The 21,130-nt window shown below is 69.9% G+C and carries 20 protein-coding genes and 1 riboswitch; of the genes, 9 read left to right on the top strand and 11 right to left on the bottom strand.

What is annotated here, in order from left to right; translation table 11 throughout:
* Positions 1 to 5: 5 nt before the first annotated feature.
* From ABD732_RS15360 to ABD732_RS15370, 3 genes are read left to right on the top strand one after another with little or no spacing between them, the layout of a single operon-like run.
* Complete coding sequence (locus ABD732_RS15360) at positions 6 to 1,229, top strand: LLM class flavin-dependent oxidoreductase (RefSeq protein WP_344785295.1); 1,224 nt, start codon at positions 6 to 8, stop codon at positions 1,227 to 1,229.
* On the top strand, positions 1,226 to 1,720 hold the full coding sequence (locus ABD732_RS15365) for a flavin reductase family protein (protein WP_344785297.1): 495 nt from the start codon (positions 1,226 to 1,228) through the stop codon (positions 1,718 to 1,720). Before ABD732_RS15360 ends, ABD732_RS15365 begins: the two co-directional genes overlap by 4 nt.
* On the top strand, positions 1,717 to 2,169 hold the full coding sequence (locus tag ABD732_RS15370; protein ID WP_344785299.1) for a hypothetical protein: 453 nt from the start codon (positions 1,717 to 1,719) through the stop codon (positions 2,167 to 2,169). The genes ABD732_RS15365 and ABD732_RS15370 overlap by 4 nt, the downstream gene beginning before the upstream one ends.
* 6 nt (positions 2,170 to 2,175) lie before the next feature.
* On the opposite strand, the gene gcvP is transcribed toward ABD732_RS15370, so the two are convergent.
* From gcvP to secA2, 8 genes are all read right to left on the bottom strand, one after another.
* The gene (gene gcvP / locus ABD732_RS15375) at positions 2,176 to 5,064 is read right to left on the bottom strand and encodes an aminomethyl-transferring glycine dehydrogenase (RefSeq protein ID WP_344785301.1); all 2,889 of its coding nucleotides are present in this window, start codon (positions 5,062 to 5,064) and stop codon (positions 2,176 to 2,178) included.
* Between the two features lie 175 nt (positions 5,065 to 5,239).
* Positions 5,240 to 5,351: riboswitch (glycine riboswitch) on the bottom strand.
* 80 nt (positions 5,352 to 5,431) lie between these two features.
* On the bottom strand, positions 5,432 to 6,058 hold the full coding sequence (locus ABD732_RS15380; protein WP_425553066.1) for a MerR family transcriptional regulator: 627 nt from the start codon (positions 6,056 to 6,058) through the stop codon (positions 5,432 to 5,434).
* Between the two features lie 220 nt (positions 6,059 to 6,278).
* The gene (locus tag ABD732_RS15385) at positions 6,279 to 6,791 is read right to left on the bottom strand and encodes a bifunctional nuclease family protein (RefSeq protein ID WP_344785303.1); all 513 of its coding nucleotides are present in this window, start codon (positions 6,789 to 6,791) and stop codon (positions 6,279 to 6,281) included.
* Between the two features lie 22 nt (positions 6,792 to 6,813).
* Complete coding sequence (gene ftsR / locus ABD732_RS15390) at positions 6,814 to 7,551, bottom strand: transcriptional regulator FtsR (RefSeq protein ID WP_486326940.1); 738 nt, start codon at positions 7,549 to 7,551, stop codon at positions 6,814 to 6,816.
* A gap of 14 nt (positions 7,552 to 7,565) precedes the next feature.
* Positions 7,566 to 8,009: a glycogen accumulation regulator GarA gene (gene garA / locus ABD732_RS15395; RefSeq protein ID WP_344785306.1), complete on the bottom strand. Its 444-nt coding sequence runs from the start codon at positions 8,007 to 8,009 to the stop codon at positions 7,566 to 7,568.
* A 187-nt stretch (positions 8,010 to 8,196) separates the two neighbouring features.
* Positions 8,197 to 8,601: a glycine cleavage system protein GcvH gene (gene gcvH, locus ABD732_RS15400; RefSeq protein ID WP_344785308.1), complete on the bottom strand. Its 405-nt coding sequence runs from the start codon at positions 8,599 to 8,601 to the stop codon at positions 8,197 to 8,199.
* Between the two features lie 100 nt (positions 8,602 to 8,701).
* A complete protein-coding gene (locus ABD732_RS15405; RefSeq protein WP_344785310.1) occupies positions 8,702 to 9,346 on the bottom strand; it encodes a CDP-alcohol phosphatidyltransferase family protein in 645 nt (214 codons plus the stop codon).
* On the bottom strand, positions 9,343 to 11,631 hold the full coding sequence (gene secA2, locus ABD732_RS15410) for an accessory Sec system translocase SecA2 (RefSeq protein ID WP_344785312.1): 2,289 nt from the start codon (positions 11,629 to 11,631) through the stop codon (positions 9,343 to 9,345). Before secA2 ends, ABD732_RS15405 begins: the two co-directional genes overlap by 4 nt.
* Before the next feature lie 124 nt (positions 11,632 to 11,755).
* On the opposite strand from secA2, the gene ABD732_RS15415 reads away from it, so the two are divergent.
* The 5 genes from ABD732_RS15415 to ABD732_RS15435 are packed head-to-tail and all read left to right on the top strand — an operon-like array spanning position 11,756 to position 16,100.
* A complete protein-coding gene (locus ABD732_RS15415; RefSeq protein WP_344785314.1) occupies positions 11,756 to 12,544 on the top strand; it encodes an META domain-containing protein in 789 nt (262 codons plus the stop codon).
* Positions 12,545 to 12,602: 58 nt separating this feature from the next.
* Complete coding sequence (locus tag ABD732_RS15420; protein WP_344785316.1) at positions 12,603 to 13,625, top strand: malate dehydrogenase; 1,023 nt, start codon at positions 12,603 to 12,605, stop codon at positions 13,623 to 13,625.
* A gap of 43 nt (positions 13,626 to 13,668) precedes the next feature.
* The gene (gene ppk2, locus ABD732_RS15425) at positions 13,669 to 14,505 is read left to right on the top strand and encodes a polyphosphate kinase 2 (protein ID WP_344785318.1); all 837 of its coding nucleotides are present in this window, start codon (positions 13,669 to 13,671) and stop codon (positions 14,503 to 14,505) included.
* A gap of 36 nt (positions 14,506 to 14,541) precedes the next feature.
* Positions 14,542 to 15,789: a polysaccharide pyruvyl transferase family protein gene (locus ABD732_RS15430; protein ID WP_344785320.1), complete on the top strand. Its 1,248-nt coding sequence runs from the start codon at positions 14,542 to 14,544 to the stop codon at positions 15,787 to 15,789.
* Between the two features lie 14 nt (positions 15,790 to 15,803).
* Positions 15,804 to 16,100, top strand: coding sequence for a DUF503 domain-containing protein (locus ABD732_RS15435; protein ID WP_344785321.1), 297 nt, complete (start codon positions 15,804 to 15,806; stop codon positions 16,098 to 16,100).
* Positions 16,101 to 16,140: 40 nt separating this feature from the next.
* On the opposite strand, the gene ABD732_RS15440 is transcribed toward ABD732_RS15435, so the two are convergent.
* Positions 16,141 to 16,512 (bottom strand): VOC family protein, encoded by a 372-nt coding sequence (locus ABD732_RS15440; RefSeq protein ID WP_344785323.1) that lies wholly within the window; start codon positions 16,510 to 16,512, stop codon positions 16,141 to 16,143.
* A gap of 31 nt (positions 16,513 to 16,543) precedes the next feature.
* Positions 16,544 to 19,039: a Tex family protein gene (locus ABD732_RS15445; protein WP_344785325.1), complete on the bottom strand. Its 2,496-nt coding sequence runs from the start codon at positions 19,037 to 19,039 to the stop codon at positions 16,544 to 16,546.
* Between ABD732_RS15445 and ABD732_RS15450 the strand changes: the two genes are divergently transcribed.
* On the top strand, positions 19,038 to 19,724 hold the full coding sequence (locus ABD732_RS15450) for a hypothetical protein (protein ID WP_344785327.1): 687 nt from the start codon (positions 19,038 to 19,040) through the stop codon (positions 19,722 to 19,724). The genes ABD732_RS15445 and ABD732_RS15450 overlap by 2 nt on opposite strands.
* On the opposite strand, the gene ABD732_RS15455 is transcribed toward ABD732_RS15450, so the two are convergent.
* Positions 19,607 to 21,031: an MFS transporter gene (locus ABD732_RS15455; protein WP_344785329.1), complete on the bottom strand. Its 1,425-nt coding sequence runs from the start codon at positions 21,029 to 21,031 to the stop codon at positions 19,607 to 19,609. The two genes, ABD732_RS15450 and ABD732_RS15455, sit on opposite strands and share 118 nt — an antisense overlap.
* Positions 21,032 to 21,130 lie beyond the last annotated feature (99 nt).

Consider the following 21,130-nt stretch of genomic DNA (forward strand, 5'->3'; position numbering starts at 1 on the left):
CGAACATGACACCGACCTCCCTCCCCTCGGCACACCCGACCCCGGCGAACCGGGAGTCGCTGAAGCTCCACTGGTTCCTGCCCACCTATGGCGACTCGCGGTTCATCGTCGGCGGCGGCCACGGACTGCCCGCCGGCGTCGCCCGCGGCGACCGGGATGCCTCGATCGGGTACCTGTCGTCCATCGGCCGCGCCGCCGAGGATTTCGGGTTCACCGCAGCCCTGACCCCGGCCGGCGCGTGGTGCGAGGATGCCTGGCTGACCACCGCCATGGTCGCCCGGGAAACCGAGCGTCTGGGCTTCCTCGTGGCCTTCCGGCCAGGCCTGGTGAGCCCGACCCTGGCCGCGCAGATGGCGGCGACGTTCAGCAGGCACGCCCCCGGGCGACTGCTGCTCAACGTGGTGACCGGCGGAGAACCGGCCGAACAGCGCGCCTACGGCGACCACCTGGACAAGGCGGCCCGCTACGCCCGCACCGACGAGTTCCTCGCCATCGTCCGGGAGCTCTGGCGGGGCGAAACGGTCACCTATCGCGGCGAGCACCTCGGCGTCGACGACGCCCGGCTCGCCACCATCCCGCTGCCCACCCCGCCGATCTACTTCGGCGGATCGTCCCCCGAAGCCGGGCCCGTCGCGGCACGCCACAGCGACGTGTACCTGACCTGGGGTGAGCCACCGGAGGCGGTGGCCGCCAAGATCGCCTGGATCCGCGAACTGGCGGAGGCCCAGGGCCGCACGGTCCGGTTCGGCATCCGGCTGCACGTGATCACCCGGGACACCGCGGCACAGGCCTGGGACGAGGCCGGCCGGCTCCTCGGCGCACTCGACGAGGAGACGGTGTCCGGGATCCAGCAGGGGCTGGCGCGCAGCGAGTCCACCGGACAAGCGGCCATGGCCGCACTGCACCGGGACCGGCGCGCCGACGGTTCCTGGCGCGACCCGCACTCGCTGGAGGTGATACCGAACCTCTGGGCCGGTGTCGGGCTGGTCCGCGGCGGCGCGGGCACCGCGCTGGTCGGCAGCCACGCCGAGGTGGCCGACCTGATCGAGACCTACGCGGACCTGGGCATCTCCGAGTTCGTGCTGTCCGGCTACCCCCACCTGGAGGAGCTGTACTGGTTCGGTGAGGGCGTCATCCCGCAGCTCGCCCGACGCGGCCTGTTCGACGACGCCCGCGCCGAGCGCGGCGCGGCGGCCGTCGGCCGCCCGTTCCTGGCGGGCGCCCGATGAGCGCCCCGGCCACCGATCCGGCGGCGCTGCGTCACGTCTTCGGTCACGTCCCGTCCGGGGTCGTCACCGTCGCCGCCCTGGGCTCAGCCGGCCCGGTGGGCCTGCTGGTCGCCACCTTCACCCCGGTATCGCTGGAGCCTGCGCTGGTCTCGGTCAACATCGGGCGATCGTCGTCCACGTTCCCGGCGCTGCGCGCCCAGACGCACTGGGGGCTCAGCGTGCTGGCCGACCACCAGCACGACGTCGCCGACCGTTTCCGACTGCCGTCGGCACAGCGGTTCACCGATCTGGACTGGACTGCCACCGAACAGGGTGCCGTGCACGTCTCCGGCGCGGTCGCCACGTTGACTGCGCGGCCGGTTCAGCTGGTCCCGGCCGGCGATCACGTCATCGCGGTGCTTGCCGTCGACGACCACCGCACCGATTCCGGCGCCCCGCTCGTCTTCCACCACAGCAGATTCCACCGCCTCGAGAAGGAGATCCTCCGATGACCCCGCCACCCCTGCGCCTGGCCGTGCACTACGACCACGGCTGGACCGAACTGACCGCCCCGCACCAGGACGCCGAGAAGGTGAGCCGCGTGCGCACCGGAAGCCTGGCCGAGGCCGCCCGGATCGCGGCCGCGACCCCGCGGCCTGCCTTCCTGGACATCGACGTCCTGCTCGCCGGGTCGGTGAACGAGGCGTTCGTGCACTTCACCGAGCAGCGCCCGGGCTGGTCGCCCGGGGCCCGCGCGGAGACCGTCGTGCATCCGGGCACCCCGACCACCCTCGCGGGCCTGCTTCTGGACATCTGGGCCGCCCGGGTCGCCCCCGGCGTCACCCTGTACGCCACCGACCCGGGTGCCCTCACAGAGCGCGTGCTGAGCGAGGTGGTGCCGCTGCTCGCCGCCCGGGGGCTGACGCTGGATCTGAGCCCGGCCGCGACCTCGGCCGCCTGAGGCCGGTCAGGCGTCGGCGAAGGCCTCGATCGGCGGGCAGCTGCAGACCAGGTTGCGGTCGCCGAAGGCGTTGTCGACCCGGCGCACCGACGGCCAGACCTTGGCGCGTGCGCCGGCCGAGGGCAGCCCGGCCGGGTACACCGCGGTCATCCGGTCGTAGCCGGCCGTCCAGTCGGCGGCCAGGCACTCGGCGGTGTGCGGTGCGCCCGCCAGCGGGTTGTCGTCGACGGTCCACGTGCCGTCGGCGACCTTCGCGATCTCCCCGCCGATGGCGATCATCGCGTCGATGAAGGCGTCCAGCTCCGCCAGGTTCTCGCTCTCGGTGGGCTCCACCATCAGCGTGTTGGCCACCGGGAAGCTCATCGTCGGCGCGTGGAAACCGTAGTCGGCCAGCCGCTTGGCGACGTCGTCGACGCTGACGCCGGTCTGCTTGATCAGACCCCGCAGGTCCAGGATGGCTTCGTGCGCCACCCAGCCGTCGGAGTCGGTGTACAACACCGGGAAGTACTCGTCGAGCCGGCGGGCGATGTAGTTGGCCGCGGCGATCGCGGTCAGTGTCGCCGTCCGCAGCCCCTCCGCGCCCATCATGGCGATGTAGGCGTAGGTGATCGGCAGGATCGACGCCGAGCCGTAGGGCGCAGCCGAGATGGTGATGCCGGTGTCCGGCAGTTCCGGGGCCAGCGGATGACCCGGCAGGTAGGGGGCCAGGTGCTCGCGCACCGCCACCGGCCCCACCCCGGGTCCGCCGCCGCCGTGCGGGATGCAGAAGGTCTTGTGCAGGTTCAGGTGCGAGACGTCGCCGCCGAAGCGGCCCGGGCGGGCCAGCCCGACCAGCGCGTTGAGGTTGGCGCCGTCCACGTAGACCTGGCCGCCGGCGTCGTGCACGGCCGCGCAGATGTCGGTGATCTCGTGCTCGAAGACGCCGTGGGTACTCGGGTAGGTGATCATGATCGCGGCCAGCTCGTCGGCGTGCTCATCGATCTTGGCGCGCAGATCGTCGGTGTCGACGTCGCCGTTCTCGCGGCAGGCCACCACCGCCACACGCATCCCGGCCATCACCGCGGAGGCCGCGTTGGTGCCGTGGGCGCTCGACGGGATCAGGCAGACCTCACGCTGCGCCGCCCCCTGCGCCAGGTGGTATCGGCGGATCGCCAGCAGCCCGGCGAACTCGCCCTGCGATCCCGCGTTGGGCTGCAGGCTGACGCGGTCGTAGCCGGTGATCTGCACCAGCCAGTCCTCGAGGGTGCCGATCAGCTCGCGGATGCCGACGCTGTCCTCCAGCGGGGCGAACGGGTGCAGCCCGGCGAACCCGGGCCACGTGATGGGCTCCATCTCGGTGGCCGCGTTGAGCTTCATGGTGCACGAGCCGAGCGGGATCATGCTGCGGTCCAGCGCGATGTCCTTGTCCGAGAGCATGCGCAGGTAGCGCAGCATGGCGGTCTCGGTGCGGTACGTGTGGAACGCCGGATGCCCCAGGTAGTCGCTGGTCCGGTCGGCGATGTCGACCGCGAAAGCCGCGGTATCGGCCGCGTCGATGACGCCGAATGCCGCGAGGACCCCGGCCAGATCGGCGTCGGTGGTGGTCTCGTCGCAGGCGATGCCGACGCGGTCCGCGTCGATCAGCCGCAGGTTGATGCCGTGATCGGCCTTGGCCTTCGCGACGATGGCCTCGGCCGCGCCGGGCACCTCGACGACGATGGTGTCGAAGAACCGGGCGTGCGCCACCGTGCGGCCGGCCGCGGTCAGCCGGTCGGCCAGGTCCGCGGCCTTGGCGTGCACGCGCTCGGCGATCGCCTTGAGGCCGGCCGGACCGTGATAGGAGGCGTACATCGCCGCGAGCACCGCGAGCAGCACCTGAGCGGTGCAGATGTTGCTGGTGGCCTTCTCCCGGCGGATGTGCTGTTCGCGGGTCTGCAGCGAGAGGCGGTAGGCCAGATTGCCGTCGGCGTCCTTGGTGACGCCGACCAGGCGCCCGGGCAGCTGACGGGTCAGTTTGGTGTGCACGGCCAGGTATCCGGCGTGCGGGCCGCCGAATCCCATCGGCACGCCGAAACGCTGGGTGGTACCGAAACAGGCATCGGCGCCGGACTCCCCGGGCGGGGTGATCAGGGTGGCGGCCAGCAGATCCAGACCGGCGGCCACCAGGGCGCCCCGCTCGTGCGCGACCGCGATGATCGGGGCGGCGTCGGCGATCCGGCCACTGGCGCCGGGCACCTGGAGGATCACCCCGAAGAAGTCGCCGTCGGGCAGACCGGCGTCGGGCGCTTCCGGGTCCAGCGCCGCCTCCACCACCTCGATGCCCAGCGGCTCGGCGCGGGTGTCGATGAGCGCACGGGTCTGCGGGAACAGGTCGGTGTCGACCACTAGACGCCGCGATGAGGACTTGCTGGCGCGGCGCAGCAGGGTCATCGCCTCGGCGGCGGCGGTGGCCTCGTCGAGCATGGAGGCGCCGGCCACCTCCATACCGGTGAGATCGGCGATCATGGTCTGGAAGTTCAGCAGCGCCTCGAGACGGCCCTGGCTGATCTCCGGCTGGTACGGGGTGTAGGCGGTGTACCAGGCCGGGTTCTCGACGATGTTGCGCTTGAGCACCGCCGGGGTGTGGGTGTCGTAGTAGCCCAGCCCGATCATGCTGCGCGCCACCGTGTTCTTCTCGGCGAGTGCGCGCAGGCGAGCGGTGGTCTCGGCCTCGGTGAGCGGCGCATCGAGCGCGGCCAGGGCGCCGTCGGTGTCGGCGATCGCGGCCGGCACCACCTTCTGCGCGAGTTCGTCGAGGGAGCCCACTCCCAGGATCTCGAGGATGCGCGCGGTCTCGGCGGCATCGGGGCCCAGGTGACGGGCGGCGAACTCCGGGCCGCCGTTCCCCGGGGTGTCGGTCACGGTGATGTCGGTCATGGCGGGACGGCCTCGTCTCGAAAGGTCCGGAACTGCGCCCGGACACCGGGCCCTCCCCCTCTGTCATGTCGCGGCCGAGCCGCGGCGCCTGAGAGATTCAGCGCTCCGTCGCAGACGACGGAGGCCTTTCACCGTGGGCGGACGGGCGCGGGCCCGTCGCTTTCCAGAGACGCCGACTGATGCCACGGTCCGGGTGCCTGAGAGTTTGACGGAGAGGTGTTGCTCCTTCGGCGGCCCCGCCGAGGATCGAGTAGATCACTCGCGGAACGCTCTCCCGCAGCGCAGCGGCGTGCGCCCAGTGTACTCGGGGCGCACGGCGGCCACGGCATGTGCAGCGGTGACGTGAACCACCCCTCGGCGCGCGGCCCTATCCGGTGCGGCGGGCGCGATCCTTGCGCCGGGCGGCGAGCTCGTCCTCCGGCGCGGTCTCGGACACTCCCCCGTCGGCGCGCTCGCCCGGGAAATCGGCGATGGTGCCGGTCAACTCGCGCATGGCGCCGGAGACGGCGATCCCGAAGACGCCCTGGCCGCCCTGCAGCAGGTCGACCACCTCTTCGGCGGAGGTGCATTCGTAGACGGTGGTGCCGTCGGAGAAGAGCGTGATCCGGGCCAGGTCCTCGACGCCGCGCTGGCGGAGGTGATCGACGGCCACGCGGATGTTCTGCAGCGAGATACCGGTGTCGAGCAGGCGCTTGACGATCTTCAGGACCAGGATGTCCTTGAACGAATAGAGGCGCTGACTGCCCGAGCCGGCCGCGCCGCGAATGGACGGCACCACCAGCGAGGTGCGGGCCCAGTAGTCGAGCTGCCGATAGGTGATCCCGGCGATCTGGCAGGCACTGGGAACCCGGTAGCCGACGAGTTCGTCGGGGACGGTGTCGTTCGGGAACAGTCCCGGTGCCACCTCGTCGAGACCGCCCTGTACCGGCGCAGTCACCTTGCCCTCGAGCGCGCTCTGCTCTTCGGGACGCAGATCAGACGGCTGATCGCCCACGGTGTCTCCCTCACGCAACTTCGGACCGGCCGAATGGGGTCCTCGTTCGAGGATACTCCGCCGAGTCGTTTCAGTGTGTCGGCCGCGCAAGTGAGCGTCGGCGTTGTCATTGAAACTAGGGACCGGCGACGTCGGAGACAACACGACGCGCGGGAGAGCTCAACCTAAACTTCAGGTGTAGGTCAATGGTGACCCGGCAGAGACCGATCCGTGACCGGCTCTAGGACTCTTCCGGCGCGTCGGGGCCGAGGAAGTCTTCGGGCGAGACCTGATCGAGGAACTCGCGGAAGGCTTCCAGGTCCTCCTCGCTGGGCGCCTCACCGGGCTCGCCGCCCTCTTCCTCGGGCATGGCCAGACCGGCGTCGTCGAGCACCTCTTCGCTGGCGATGATGGTCGCCCCGACCCGCATGGCCACCGCGATCGCATCCGACGGCCGCGCCGAGACCACGGCCCCGCCGCTGAACGCCATCTCGGCGTAGAAGGTGCCCTCCTGCATGTCCACGATCCGGACCTGCGTGAGGTCCTGATCGAAGGCGGCGCACAGGTTGACGATGAGGTCGTGGGTCAGCGGCCGCGGCGGCTCTATTCCCCGCTGCTGCAAGGCGATCGACGCCGCTTCGCTCTGCCCTATCCAGATGGCCAGGTAGCGAGCGCCCTCGGCCTCCCGCAGCAGTAGCACCGGCTGATTCTGGGGCGCCTCCACCCGGATGCCGACGACGCGCATCTCACCCATTGGACCTGACCCCTCTCTAGGCTCAGTCGAGAACGCCGCGCAGCGCGGCCTTCACCAATTGAGTATGCAGCGTCACCGACAGCGCCGCCATCTCCCGGACGAGCTCCTCGGCGCGATCGCGCGCACCGGTGCCCTTCCCCTTGGCGATGGGGCCGGCGATCTGCGCGACGAGCCCCGCCTCGCGGTCGGCACTGACCTTGAAGGCCCGCAGGTGGCGGGTCTCCAGGCCGAAGTTGGCGAGCGCGGCGGCGGCCTCGACCAGACGCACCGCGTCCTCGTCGAAGAAGCCGCCCGGGCCCGACGACAGCAGACTGTTGCGCATCAACTCGCTGATGAAGGCGGCGTCCACGCCGGTCCGCTCGATCAACACCTCGCGGGAGACGCGCCCACCGCGGGTGGCGAAATCGGTGGCCGGGGCCACCGCCGTGCGCGCCGACGACAGCAACCGGGCGCCGGGCGCATCGGCGCCCTGGGCGTCGATCGCGTCGAGCTGCTCGCGGATCACCTTCAGCGGGAGATACCTGTCGCGCTGCGCGGTCAGCACGAACCGCAGCCGCTCGCAGTCGGCATCGCTGAACCGCCGGTAGCCCGAGGGCGCCCGGTCGGGAGTGACCAGGCCCTCGGCCTCCAGGAAGCGGATCTTGGAGATGGTGACGTCGGGGAAGTCCTCGCGCAGGATCGTCAGGACCGCACCGATCGACATCGACCGATCACCCGACTCCTGGCGCGAGGTATCCGCGCGCGCAGCATTGCCCGTCACGACGCAGCTGTGTCCTATTCCCCGGCGCGCGGGCCGGACAGGAAGACCAGCCGGAACTTGCCGATCTGCACCTCGTCGCCACTGCTGAGGGTCGCATCGTCGACCGGCTCACGATTGACGTAGGTGCCGTTGAGGCTGCCCACGTCCACCACCTTGAAGTCCGTGCCGGACAGGCGGAACTCGGCGTGGCGACGGCTGACCGTCACATCGTCGAGGAAGATGTCGCTGTCGGGGTGGCGCCCGGCCGACGTGGTCGACTGATCCAGCAGGAAGCGGGAGCCCGCGTTGGGTCCGCGCTTGACCACCAGCAGGGCAGTGCCCGGCAGCAGCCGCTCGACACCGGTGTCCGCCGGTTCCGGAGTCGTCGCCGGGGCGTCGATCTCCTTGATGAACTCCTCGCGGAAGACCGAGGTGGTCTCCACCGGGGCTTCAAAACCGTCGTCGTTACCGCTCACCACAACTCCTTAGCCGGCCCTTGGCCGGTCCTGTCAGCACATACATGGCAGCGAACACTCCTCGCCGTTGAGCGCGTCCGCGGGCAGGATCTCTTACCCAGAGAACCTACCGGTTCACCCCCGGTGTCGTCTGCGAGTCGCAGACGTTCGGGCATGGATCAAATACTACTTCCTCAGCCCGACATCCGACTCAGTCGGCAATCACCTGGAGGTATCCGTCGGCGTCGAGCAGACCGGCCAGGAGCGCGTCCAGGTCGGCGTCGTCGGCGACGGTGATCTCCACCAGCCAGCCCTCGCCGTACGGGTCGGAATTGACCAGCTCCGGCGCGTCCACCACCGCATCGTTGAGGGCCGACACCGTCCCGGGCAGCGGCCCGTAGATGTCCGAGACGCTCTTGTGCGACTCGACCTCGGCGAAGGACTCGCCCTCGGTCACCTCACTGTCGGCCTCGGGAAGCTGCACGAAGACGACATCGTTCAGCGCATTCTGCGCAAAATCGGTGATACCGACGCGCACGGTCGACGGGCCGACTTTGCGGAGCCACTCGTGTTCGTCGGTGTAGCGCAGTTCCGCGGGAACCTCGGTGGAAGTCACGGGGTCTCACCTTTCTCGGGTCTGGACGCTCAGCGCGCCGCTGAGCCGTCTCGAACGCCTCGTTGCCGGCGTGCACGTCCCGCGCACGCCGAGTTGAACTCTATCGGTCGGTGGCGGCGGGCGCTGACGTAACCCGGGGCATCTCACGCAGCACCGCGACCGTCTGGATCCAGTACAGGACGAGCGACCACAGGTACATCCCGACACCCCAGATCAGGAAGGCCCAGCCGATCGGGAAGCTGACGGTACCGACGATGCCGTCGATCTGGCCGCCCAGCAGCCACGGGAAGGCGCTCATCAGCGCGAAGGTCGCGGCCTTGCCGATGTACAGCGTGGGCAGCGCCGTGACTCCGCGGCTCTTCAGCAGCGGCGCTGTGGCGAACAGCAACACGTCGCGGCCGACGATGAGCCCGATGACCCACCACGGCACGTAGCCCTTCAGCGCGAAGCAGATCGGGATGATGATCACATACAGGCGGTCGGCCGCCGGATCCAGCAGGGCGCCGATCTTGGACGACTGGTCCAGCCAGCGGGCCAGTTTCCCGTCGAGCCAATCCGACAGTCCCGAGACGATGAGGATCGCCAGCGCCCAGCCCGGGGAGTCGGCCACCATCAGCACCCAGATGAAGACCGGGATCAGGGCCAGCCGCATCAGGCTCAGCGCATTCGGGACGGTCCAGACGGTGTCTCGCCGCGCTGCGGTGTCCGGGGGCACCGAGTCGTCGCCCCCGGGCGCCGGACTCATCGGAAGATGCCCACGATGCCCTGCATGGCCTGCGACCCGGCCGAGAACTGATTCTCGTGCACCAGGTACGTCCACGTCATCGTCGAGCGATGCAGGTCGGCGTCGTCCAGGTCGACGCCGTCGGCGGTGATCTCGACCTCCCGGAAAGTCTCGCAGGAGGCCTCCATCGCCTCCTCCACGATCTTGGTGAACTCGGCGAAGATCAGCTTGTGGAACTCCTCGAGCGGGCTCTGCGCACCGAGCGCCCGCAGGTGGATGCTGGCCTGCACGTCGGCGACATAGGCCAGGTGATCGGCCCAGGCGCGATCGAGGTGGTACAGCACGATCTCGCGCGCCGCGTCGGTGAGGACTTCGTCGTCGATGTCGCCGAGCTCGTCCCAGCGCTCGGGCTCGCGGGTGCGCAGCTCCTGCGCGGCGTCGTCGGTGGTGAGGATCGCCATCCGGCGGCGGACGATCGCCTCGCGCTGCTCGTTGACCTGCCGGTTGAAGTTCCAGGTGTTCGAGTGCAGCGTCAGCATGGCGCCCTCGGCGATGCGCTGCGCCTGCTCCACGGTCTCGATCCCCTTGGGGCCCAGCAGACCGTCCGGCTCGGTGGCGTGCACCTCGCGCATACTCGTGATGTTCTTGGTCACCAGCGGGTCCTCCAGGCTGGAGAAGAACACCGAGCGGCCCGGGTCGCCCTGGCGGCCGGCGCGACCGCGGAGCTGGCTGTCCAGGCGTTCGGTGTCGTAGCGGCCGGTGCCGACCACGCACAGTCCGCCCAGCTCCAGCACCTCGTCGCGCGCGTCGTCGTCACCGGTGGACCCGCCCAGGCGGATGTCGGTGCCGCGGCCGGCCATCTGGGTGGAGACGGTGACCGCGTTCTTGCGACCGGCCTCGGCGATGATCGCGGCCTCTTCGGCGTCGTTCTTCGCGTTCAGCACCACGGCGGTCACCCCGGCACGCTCGAGGAAGTACGCCAGCTCTTCGGACTGGGCGACGTCGTGGGTCCCGATCAGGATCGGCTGTCCGGTCTCATGGACGCCGGCCACGAACGAGACCACCGCCTCGACCTTGTTCGCCTTGGTGTCGTAGACGCGGTCCGGTTCGTCCTCGCGGATGTTCGGAGCGTTCGACGGGATCTGCGAGACGGCCAGATCGTAGAACTGCCGGAACTGCTCGCCGGCGGCGATGGCCGTGCCGGTCATCCCGGCCACCTTCGGGTAGCGGCCGATCAGCGCCTGCACGGTGATGGTGTCGATCACCTCGCCGGCCTCGGTGAGCTCGAGGCCCTCCTTGAACTCGACGGCGGCCTGCACCCCGTCCGGCCAGCGCTGCAGCCGGGCCACCCGGCCGCGAGAGGCGTTGATCAGGTGCACCCCGCCGTCGCGCACGATGTAGTCCACGTCGCGTTCGAGCAGGTAGTACGCGTACAGGGCCACGTTGACGTGCACCAGCGTGGAGCCGACGTGCTCGTCGTCGTACAGGTTGATGCCACCGAGAGTGGTCTCCACCAGTTCGGCGCCCTCGTCGGTCAGCGAGACGTTGCGCCCGTCCGCGTCGACGTCGTAGTGCTTCTTCTTCAGTCGCGAGACCACGTCGAAGATCGCACTGTTGGGGATCGCCGCGGGCGTCGACCCGGCCAGGATCAGCGGCACCAGGGCCTCGTCCACCAGCACCGAATCGGCCTCGTCGACGATCGCCACATCCGGGGTGGGGGCCACCAGCTCCTCGGCGGTCAACGCCAGGTGGTCGCGGAGCACGTCGAAGCCGATTTCGTTGACCGAGCCGTAGGTGACGTCGCAGGCGTAGGCCTCTTGGCGTTCGGCCCGCGTCGCCTTCTCCGACAGGATGCCGACACCGACTCCGAACAGGTCGTAGAGCGGTTTCATCCACTTGGCGTCGCGCCCGGCCAGGTAGTCGTTCACCGAGATCACGTGGACGTGATGGCCGGAGAGGGCGAACCCGATGGCCGCGATCGCCCCGGCGAGCGTCTTGCCCTCACCGGTGGCCATCTCGACCACATCACCGGAGAGCATCCGGAGAGCGCCCTGGAGCTGGACGTCGAAGGGCGTCATGTCCAGCGCCCTGGTGCCACCCTCGCGGGCCAGCGCAAGGAACTTGGTGCGCCCCTCTTCACTGGTGACGTCCAGTTCACCCGCCGCGGCGGCGAAGAGGTCGTCGGAGAGCCCCTGCGCCCACTCGTCGTGTTCGGCGGATGCTTCGATCATCGCCACCGATTTCGACTGGTTCCGGGTCGCCTGGGCACCGAGCATGCGCCACACCGCGTTCGAGAGCTTTCCCATCGGTGACTATCTCACTCCTCGCCGTTTTCACTGCCCTGGCCACGGCGCGGCCGGGGATGAATCGTGATCTACCGTACGCGGGTCCGCCCCGATGGTCGCGCGCTCCTCGACTACCGTTGATGCCGTGAGCACTTACCGTGGGGTCTGGCGCGTCGGCGCGATTCTGCTGTTGATCACCGGCGCCGCCCTGGCCGGGTGCTCCTCCGATCGCGCCGATGTCCCCGATCCGGCCGACCTGACCGGCAAGACCTTTCTCTCCACCTCCGTGAGCGGCGCCACGATCCCGGGCGACGGACCACTCGAGGTGACCTTCCCCGAGGCGGGCCGAATCGCCGCGACCGCGGGCTGCAACCGGCACATGGGTGAGGTGACGTTCGCCGGCTCCACGCTCACCCCCGGACCGCTCGCCGCGACGATGATGGCCTGCCCGGGTGCGCGCGGCGAATCCGACGCCTGGCTGTCGGACCTCTTCGGCTCGCCGCTGACCTGGTCGCTGTCCGGGAAGACCCTCACGCTGCACCGCGACGACCTGACCGTCGAGCTGGCCCAGCGCGCGGACACCGAACTCGTGGGGCCGACCTGGACGGTGCGATCCCTGGTCCACGATTCGGGAGTGGAGTCGTCGGTGGTGATCGACCGCGCCGCGGCCCGACTCACCTTCACCGCCGACGGCCGAGTCACCGGATTCACCGGCTGCAACGACCTCGGCGGCAACGCGCAGATCACCGACGGGACGATCCGGTTCCAGGACATCGTCACCACCCGCAAGGCCTGCGACGAGGAGGTGATGCGCGTCGAGCAGACGGTTATGGACACGCTGCGCGGCGCGGCCACCTACCGTATCGACGGCGACCAGTTGTCCCTCACCAGCGACGCCGACCCCGGCGTAGGACTGCGGCTGACCGCCGGCTGATTCCACCCGCGGGCGGCGACGCCGCTCGATCCACACCCGATTCACGCGAAAGGCGGCCATGCCGACTCCCACCGGGCCGACTCCCACCGGCTTCACCAAGCCTCCCGTCGTCGTCACCGTCACCGGCGCCGCCGGCACCATCGGCTACGCCGCCCTGTTCCGGGTGGCGGCCGGCGCCATGCTCGGCCGCGACCAGCCGGTGGTCCTGCGTCTGCTGGAGCTCCCCGGCGCGATCTCCGCCGCGGAAGGCATCGCGATGGAACTGGACGACTGCGCCCTCCCGCAACTGGCCGCCGTCGAGATCTTCGACGACCCCCGCGCCGCCTTCGACGGCGTCAACCAGGTTCTGCTGATCGGCGCCAAGCCGCGCAGCAAGGGCATGGAGCGTGCCGATCTCCTCTCCGCGAACGCGTCGATCTTCGCCACGCAGGGTGCCGCGTTGAACGAGGTCGCCGCTCCCGACGTGCGGGTCACCGTGGTGGGCAATCCGGCCAACACCAACGCCGCGATCGCCGCGCGCCACGCCCCGGACATTCCGCGCGAGCGCTTCTCGGCGCTCACCCGCCTGGATCACAATCGCGCGATCGCCCAGCTGTCGCACCGGGCCGGGGTGCCGGTGACCGAGATCTCCGGCGTCACCATCTGGGGCAACCACTCGGCCACCCAGTACCCGGACATCTTCCACGCGCGCGCCGGCGAGACGACCGGCGCCGAGCTGGCACGCGACCGCGAATGGCTGGTCGACGACTTCATCCCCACCGTCGCCCAGCGCGGCTCGGCGATCATCGCCGCGCGCGGGGCGTCCTCGGCGGCGTCGGCGGCCAACGGCACCATCGACCACGTCCAGACCTGGGCGCTGGGCACCCCAGGTGACAGCTGGACCTCGGCGGCCATCGTCTCCCCCGGCGCGTACGGCGTCCCCGAAGGGCTGGTGTGCTCGTTCCCGGTGCGCTCGGACGGCACCGACTGGCAGATCGTCGAGGGCCTGGAGATCAACGAGTTCTCCCGGGCCCGGATCGACGCCTCCGTCGCGGAACTGGAGGCCGAGATCGCGGCGGTCGATGCACTCGCCACGCGCTGACCATCGTGCCTCTGCACCGGCACTCCGGCACTAGGATCAACCCATGAGCAAGCAGAAGAAGCGCGACGCCGGTACCAAACTGTCGAAGAAGGTCTACGAGACCGAACTGTTCCGCTTGCAAACCGAGCTGGTGGCACTGCAGGAGTGGGTGCGAACCACCGGCGCGCGCGTGGTCGTGGTGTTCGAGGGCCGGGATGCCGCGGGCAAGGGCGGTGCCATCAAACGCATCACGCAGTACCTGAGTCCCCGGATCGCCCGTGTCGCAGCACTACCGGCGCCGACCGACCGGGAGAAGGGCGAGTGGTACTACCAGCGGTACGTGGCCCACCTGCCCGCGCCCGGCGAGATCGTGCTGTTCGACCGCTCCTGGTACAACCGGGCCGGCGTGGAGAAGGTGATGGGCTTCTGCACCCCCGAAGAGAGCACCCGCTTTCTGCGGCAGACACCGATCTTCGAGCAGATGCTGATCGACGACGGAATCCTGTTGCGCAAGTACTGGTTCTCGGTCTCCGACGCCGAGCAGCTGCGCCGGTTCCGCGCCCGCCGGGACGACCCGGTGCGCCAGTGGAAGCTCTCCCCGATGGATCTGGAGTCGATCTACCGGTGGGAGGACTACTCCCGCGCCAAGGACGAGATGATGGTGCACACCGACACCTCCGCGAGCCCGTGGTTCGTGGTGGAGTCGGACAACAAGAAGGCCGCGCGCCTGAACATGATCTCGCACCTGCTCTCGACCATCCCGTACGCGACGGTGCCCAGCCCCGAGGTCAAGCTGCCCAAGCGGCCGCTGTCGACGGGCAACTACCACCGCCCGCCGAGAACACTGAGCAAGTTCGTGCCCGACCACGTGGCCACCCTGCTCGGCGACACCGAGGGATGACGGGCACCGAGGGATGACGGAGGACGTCAGCATTCCATGAGTACTTCACCTGCCGCCGGGGTCTCTTCGCTGCGGCGGAAGGCCCGGCGCGCCTTCGAGTTCCACGATCTGATCTATCTGGTCGGACCGGCCGGCGCCCCGAACTACGGGGACGAGGTGATCACCGAGGCGTGGCTGCGCTACTTGGCCCGACACCGGCCGCTGGCCACCGTAGTGGTCGACAGCGGACGTCCGAGCTCAGCGAACCTCCTTCTGCGGCAAGCGAATCCGCGGGCGATCTTCGTCAACACCCTGTGGGAGTTGATGCTCCACGCGGAGACGACGACGACGAATCCCGACGTGGACCCGGAGCGGCCGTGGGAATGGGTCGCCGACGCCGCCAGTCGCTTCGGAGTGGCCCCCGCAGAGGGCTCCGGCATCGAGTTGCTGCTGCGCGCCAAGACCATTCATCTGGTCGGCGGCGGGTACGTCAACCGGGTCTGGCCGCACCACGTCGCGCTGGTCGCCGCGATCGCGCAGGTCTCCCGGGTGACCGGAGCTCGGGCGGTGGCCACCGGCCAGGGCCTGATGCCGCCTCTCGATGGCGCCGGCCAGGAGCGGCTGCTCGCCGACATCGCCCAGTTCGACGTCTTCGACGTGCGCGATCGTCCCTCCCGGGAGCTGGTGGCACAGATCGGCTCGCACACCTTCCACGGCGACGATGCGTGGCTCTCGCCCCGACTGAAGCACCCGGTCCCCCGCATGCAGACCGGCGAGGTGGTGCTGTGCGCACAGAGCGACCTCACCGAAGACTTCCAGCGCGGCGAGGCCACCGGCGCCGAGGCGCTGGCCGGCCTGCTGACCGAGATCCTCGACGCCTGGAAGGTGCCCGGCGACAAGGTGACGGTGGTGGAGGCCATGCCCGGTCGGGACATGGCCGTGCCGGTGCTGATGGGCGACCGGCTGGCCGGGGCGCGAACCGTGCCCTTCCTGGATCTCTGGCGCGACGGGCTGCCGACGGGCCGGGGCGGTACCTGGCTGTCGACCCGATTCCACCCGCATCTGCTGGCCGCCGCGGCGGGCGACTCGGGTGTGGCCATCGTGCCCAAACCGGACTACTACGGCACCAAGCACGCCTCGCTCACCGGGATCGGCAGCCGGTGGACCGTGCTCTCCGGCCCGGATGCGCCGCTTCCGGACTGGCCGTCGTCCGGCGGCTACTCCCCCGGCGACGTCGACGCGGCGGTCGCCGACAAACGCGCACTGGCCCGCGAGCTCTATCCCTCCGGCGTCCGGCTGCGCTAACGTGACACGGCAGTATGTGGATCGGAACGGTAGAACTGGACTTCCTGCTCGGTGACGTGCACTCCCTCAAGCAGAAGCGCTCGGTGGTGCGGCCCGTGATCGCCGAGATCAGGCGAAGATTCGAGGTCTCGGTCGCCGAAGTGGAGCACCGTGATCTGCACCGGCGCGCGGGACTAGGCGTCGCCGTGGTCAGCGCCGACCGGGAACACGTCGTCGAGGTGCTCGACGCGGTCGAGCGCCTGGCGGCCGCCCGCCCCGAGGTGCAGTTGCTGTCGGCACGCCGACGGCACCTCTCCTCCGAGGATCTCTAGCCCACACCCCCGCCGAGCACCGGCAGAGTCTGGAGGCGTCTCAGTGGTCGCCGGCCGAGGCCACGCAGAATTCGTTGCCTGCCGGATCGGCGAGTGTCACCCAGCTCAAGCCGGGCATCTCGCGCTCGGCGACCAGCGTCGCCCCCGCGTCGGTGAGCCGGCGCACCGTCGCTCCGCGATCGTCGGCGACCAGGTCCAGGTGGATCCGGTTCTTGCCGGGGGTCGGATCGTCGACCCGCTGGAAGGCCAGCAGCGGTGCTCCCTCGCCGAGCGAGAGCACCACGAACCAGCCCTCGTTCGTTTCCAGGACTTCCCCGTCCAGCGCGTCGCGCCACCAACTGCTCAGCGCCAGGGCGTCGTCGGTGTCGATGGTGACCATGGCGAGCCGCAGCGCTCGGGGAGTGTTCGTCATCTGTCCACTCTAAAACGGCGGCCCGGAGATGTCAGCGCCCGAAGCCGGCGTCGCGCAGCGCCTGGGCCATCGACCCTGTGGCCGGGCTGTTCTGGCCGCCGCCCCGCTGGCCGCCACTCTTCTTGCCGCCGCCTCTGTTGCCGCCACCCGGCCTGCCGCCGCGCTTCGGGTCGCCGGCCCGCCGATCTCCGCCGCGCTGATCGCCCCGCGGCGCGTCGCCGCGTCCGGTGGCCGGTTCCTTCCCGCCCCGGCGGCCGCTTCCCCGGCGGTCACCGGGTTCGTCGTTGAGCCGCAGTGTCAGACCGATGCGCTGGCGGTCGAGGTCCACCTCGAGCACCTTGACCTTCACCACTTGGCCCGACCGGACCACCTCGTGCGGGTCGGAGACGAAACTGTCACTCATCGCCGAGACGTGGACCAGACCGTCCTGGTGCACCCCGACGTCCACGAAGGCGCCGAAGGCCGCGACATTGGTCACCACCCCCTCCAGCACCATTCCGGGCTTGAGGTCGGCGACCTTCTCCACGCCCTGCGCGAATGTCGCGGTGGCGAAGGCGGGCCGCGGATCGCGTCCCGGCTTCTCCAGCTCGCCGAGGATGTCGGTCACCGTCGGCAGGCCGAAGCGGTCGTCGGCGAACTCGGCCGGCGCGAGGGTGCGCAGCGTCCGGGTGTCCCCGATCAGCTCGCCGAGGGCCAGTCCGGTGCGATCCAGGATGCGCCGCACCACCGGATACGACTCGGGATGCACTCCGGAGGCGTCGAGCGGGTCCTCGCCGTCGCGGATCCGGAGGAAGCCCGCGCACTGCTCGAATGCCTTGGGGCCCAGCCGCGGTACGTCCAGAAGTCCGCGCCGGCTCCGGAAGGCGCCCACCCCGTCGCGGTGGGCGACGATGGCTTGCGCCAGAGCGGGCGTGACACCGGAGACCCGCGAGAGCAATGGCACCGACGCGGTGTTCAGGTCGACGCCGACCGCGTTCACCGCATCCTCGACAACGGCGTTCAGGCTCTTCGCGAGAGTGCCGGCGGCGACGTCGTGCTGGTACTGGCCCACCCCGATCGACTTCGGGTCGATCTTCACCAGTTCGGCGAGCGGATCCTGCAGACGACGGGCGATGGAGACCGCACCACGGAGCGAGACGTCGAGTTCGGGGAGTTCCAGCGAGGCGTACTCGGAGGCGGAGTACACCGAGGCGCCGGCCTCACTCACCACGGCTTTGGCCGGTGCCGCGCGTCCGGCGGCGCGCAGGTCGGCGATCAGCTCCGATGCCAGCGCATCGGTCTCCCGGGAAGCGGTGCCGTTGCCGACGGCGACCAGCTCCACATCGTGCCGGTCGACGAGCGCGGCCAGGGTGGCCTTGGCCTGATCCCATTTCTTGGCCGGCTGGTGCGGGTAGATCGCGCAGGTGTCGAGGACCTTGCCGGTGCCGTCGACCACGGCGACTTTCACCCCGGTCCGGAAGCCCGGGTCCAGGCCCAGCGTCGGGCGGGTGCCGGCCGGGGCGGCCAGCAACAGATCCTTCAAGTTGGTCGCGAACACGGCGACGGCCTGCTCCTCGGCGCGTCCGCGCAACTTCATCCTCGCGTCGATGGTCGCCGAGATCAGCAGCTTGGTGCGCCAGGCCCAGCGCGCGGTGGTGCCCAGCCAGTCGGTGGCGGCACCGCCGGCGGCGCGATCGATACCGAGCGTGGCGGCCACCATCGTGATGTAGTCCTCGTCCTCGCCACCGTCGAAGGCGAGCGTCAGGACTCCCTCCTTCTCCCCGCGCAGCACCGCGAGTACCCGGTGGCCTGGCATCGTGTCCAGCGACTCACTGAAATCGAAGTAGTCGCGGAACTTCTGCCCGGCCGGGGTGGTGGCGACCTCCTCGGACTTCGGTGTGGTGCCGAGACGACCTGCGGCCCAGAACTTCTCCCGGACTGCGCCGACCAACTCGGCATCCTCACCGGCCCGCTCGATCAGGATGTGGCGCGCACCGTCGAGGGCGGCGGCGGCATCGGCGACGTCGTCGTTGCAGTACGCGGCGGCGGCCTCGTCCGGGACGAGGGCCGGGTCGGCGAGCAGCGCATCGGCGAGCGGTTCCAGCCCGGCCTCACGTGCGATCTGGGCTTTGGTGCGCCGCTTCTTCTTGTACGGCAGATAGATGTCTTCGACACGCGACTTGGTGTCGGCGGCCGCCAGCGCGGCCCGCAGCCGGTCGGTCAGCTTGCCCTGTTCGTCGATCGCCGCGACGACCGCGGCACGACGTTCGTCGAGTTCGCGCAGATAGGTCAGCCGCTCATCGAGGGCACGCAGCTGCGCGTCGTCGAGGCTGCCGGTGGCCTCTTTGCGGTAGCGGGCGATGAAGGGCACCGTCGAGCCCTCGTCGAGCAGTTTCACCGCTGCCGCCACCTGCTTCTCGGCGACGCCGAGTTCCTCGGCGATGCGGGCGTTCACGGGGGTGACGGGCTGGGGACGGGCGGGGCCGCGATCGGTGGATGACACCCGCGCAAGGCTACCGGGCCGAGTTCGGCGGCTACAGTGAGCCATGCCCCGTTCCCGCCGCGATCCGGACCGGCCACCGGATCCGTCGGCGGTGCCGAACGACCTGGACGACGCCGTCGCCGCAGGTGAGAACGCGGCTGAGCAACGGCGGATCGCCGATCGCTTCGCGCGGACTCTGGCGGTGACCGGCCGGGCTCTGCGTCTGCTGATCTTCACGCTGGCCGGGGTGGCGGCGTTACTCGGTCTGATCGCCCTCGTGGTGGGCGTCGCCTCGTGGCGGCACGCCGATCAGTGGCGGCTACCGATCGGCGCGATCGTCGTAGTGCTGCTGTGTCTGCCCGCGGTGACGCTTCCGTTCGTGGTGCACCGACGGCTGGCGCCGCTGACCCGGGCGATCGAGCGTCCGGCCGTTCTGGTGGCGCAGGCCCGGGACTATGTGACCGATGTGCGTTCGGGCACGGAGTTGTCGGACCTGGCGGCGATCGCCGGTAAGCCGTCCCGCGCCTGGCGGCCGGGCAGCCTGTGGCAGATGACGCGACTGGTGGGCGCCTTCACCACGCGCGTGACACCCGATCCCCAGCGTCAGCCGCTGCTGACCGCATTCATGCCGGTCTATCTCAAGACTCTGTGGCTGGTCGTGATCGTCTGCGCCTGGGCACTGGTGGTGGCCGTGGTGGTCCTGGTGGTCTCGTTGGTCGCGGTGCTGGCCGGCTGGACGCCGACCGGCTGAACCCCGTCCGGGTCGTCCTCGACCGGCTCGACATCGACCTCGTCCTCGACCGGCTCGACGGTCTTCGGTCCCGGATCGATGTCGGTCGCCCGCGCGGCGGCGAGGCGGCGGACCAGAACGACCACGATGCCTATCGTGACCAGTTGCAGCAGTCCGCCACCGACCAGTGGCGCACGCGGACCGAAGATCTCGGCCAGCCAGCCGAGCAGGGGCGCGCCGATCGGTGTGCCGCCCATGAGCACCGTCATGTAGAGCGCCATCACCCGGCCGCGCACCTGCGGATCGACACTGGTCTGGATGTACATGTTGGCCGCGGTGAGGGTCAGCAGCACCGTGAGCCCCATGATCGGCAGGATCACCGCGTACCAGAGGTAGCCGGGAGCGAGTCCGGAAGCGGTGATGACGACTCCGACGAAGCTCGCCATGCCGACCACGAACCGCAGGCTCGGCACCTTGCCTCGCCGTGCGGCGAGGAGTGCCCCCAGCAGGGAACCGATCCCCATGATCGAGCCGAGGAGGCCGTACGCCTCTGCGCCCAGGTGGAACTCGTTGCGCACCATCAGCGCATTGGTCATCTGGAAGTTCATTCCGAACGTACCGACGGCGAACGCCACGCCCAGCGCGATCATCAGGTCGGCGCGGTGAAACACGTACGAGAAGCCCTCGCGCAATTGCCCCTTCGCCCGCACCAGGGGCTCGGTCTTCGCCAGCTTGCTGCGATCGAGCGCTGCCAGGGCGATGAGGAAGGCGAGGTAGCTGACCGCATTGGTCAGGATCGCCCAGCCGGCCCCGGCCGACGCCATGATCAGCCCCGCGATCCCCGGCCCGATCAGGCGCGCGGCGTTGAACGAGGAACTGTTGAGACCGATCGCGTTGGTCAGATGATCGGCGCCGGCCACCTCGGAGACGAAGGCCTGCCGCGCGGGGGCGTCGAAGGCGGCGCCGAGTCCGAAGACGAAGGCGAACAGGTACACGTGCCATGTCTGGGCCACACCGGTCACGGCCAGCAGACCGAGCGCGAGCGCGGAGACCGCCATCCACGACTGAGTGAGCATGAGCAGTTTGCGCTTGTCGAAGCGGTCAGCCAGCAACCCGCCCATCGGGGACAGCAGCATGGCCGGCAGGAATTGGAGTGCGGTGGTGATGCCCACGGCCATCGCGGAGCCGCCGGAGAGATTGAGGACCAGCCAGTCCTGAGCGACGCGCTGCACCCACGTACCGATGTTGGAGACGAAGGCTCCGGAGACGTAAGTGCGGAAGTTGGGTACGGACAGCGCGGCGAATGTCTGACTCCGCGCGATCCTCAATGCCGTCGACCTCCTCAACTCCCAACGATGTTCAACTACCGTCGGGGCGGATTTGTTCCCGCCCGGTCGAGCCCTGTTACCGGCCTCACGGAGTCGGGA

It is taken from the genome of Gordonia caeni (genome assembly GCF_039537105.1).
GTDB classification, from domain to species: Bacteria; Actinomycetota; Actinomycetes; order Mycobacteriales; family Mycobacteriaceae; genus Gordonia; species Gordonia caeni.

Bases quoted from the DNA above. Each gene is read 5' to 3' on its own strand.
- ABD732_RS15365 (WP_344785297.1), top strand. From the start codon at position 1,226: ATGAGCGCCCCGGCCACCGATCCGGCGGCGCTGCGTCACGTCTTCGGT.
- ABD732_RS15360 (WP_344785295.1), top strand. From the start codon at position 6: ATGACACCGACCTCCCTCCCCTCGGCACACCCGACCCCGGCGAACCGG.
- ABD732_RS15450 (WP_344785327.1), top strand. From the start codon at position 19,038: ATGCCCCGTTCCCGCCGCGATCCGGACCGGCCACCGGATCCGTCGGCG.
- ABD732_RS15370 (WP_344785299.1), top strand. From the start codon at position 1,717: ATGACCCCGCCACCCCTGCGCCTGGCCGTGCACTACGACCACGGCTGG.
- ABD732_RS15435 (WP_344785321.1), top strand. From the start codon at position 15,804: ATGTGGATCGGAACGGTAGAACTGGACTTCCTGCTCGGTGACGTGCAC.
- ABD732_RS15430 (WP_344785320.1), top strand. From the start codon at position 14,542: ATGAGTACTTCACCTGCCGCCGGGGTCTCTTCGCTGCGGCGGAAGGCC.
- secA2 (WP_344785312.1), bottom strand. From the start codon at position 11,631: ATGGGAAAGCTCTCGAACGCGGTGTGGCGCATGCTCGGTGCCCAGGCG.
- gcvP (WP_344785301.1), bottom strand. From the start codon at position 5,064: ATGACCGACATCACCGTGACCGACACCCCGGGGAACGGCGGCCCGGAG.
- ABD732_RS15445 (WP_344785325.1), bottom strand. From the start codon at position 19,039: ATGGCTCACTGTAGCCGCCGAACTCGGCCCGGTAGCCTTGCGCGGGTG.
- ABD732_RS15440 (WP_344785323.1), bottom strand. From the start codon at position 16,512: ATGACGAACACTCCCCGAGCGCTGCGGCTCGCCATGGTCACCATCGAC.
- ABD732_RS15420 (WP_344785316.1), top strand. From the start codon at position 12,603: ATGCCGACTCCCACCGGGCCGACTCCCACCGGCTTCACCAAGCCTCCC.
- ppk2 (WP_344785318.1), top strand. From the start codon at position 13,669: ATGAGCAAGCAGAAGAAGCGCGACGCCGGTACCAAACTGTCGAAGAAG.
- ABD732_RS15405 (WP_344785310.1), bottom strand. From the start codon at position 9,346: ATGAGTCCGGCGCCCGGGGGCGACGACTCGGTGCCCCCGGACACCGCA.
- ABD732_RS15385 (WP_344785303.1), bottom strand. From the start codon at position 6,791: ATGGGTGAGATGCGCGTCGTCGGCATCCGGGTGGAGGCGCCCCAGAAT.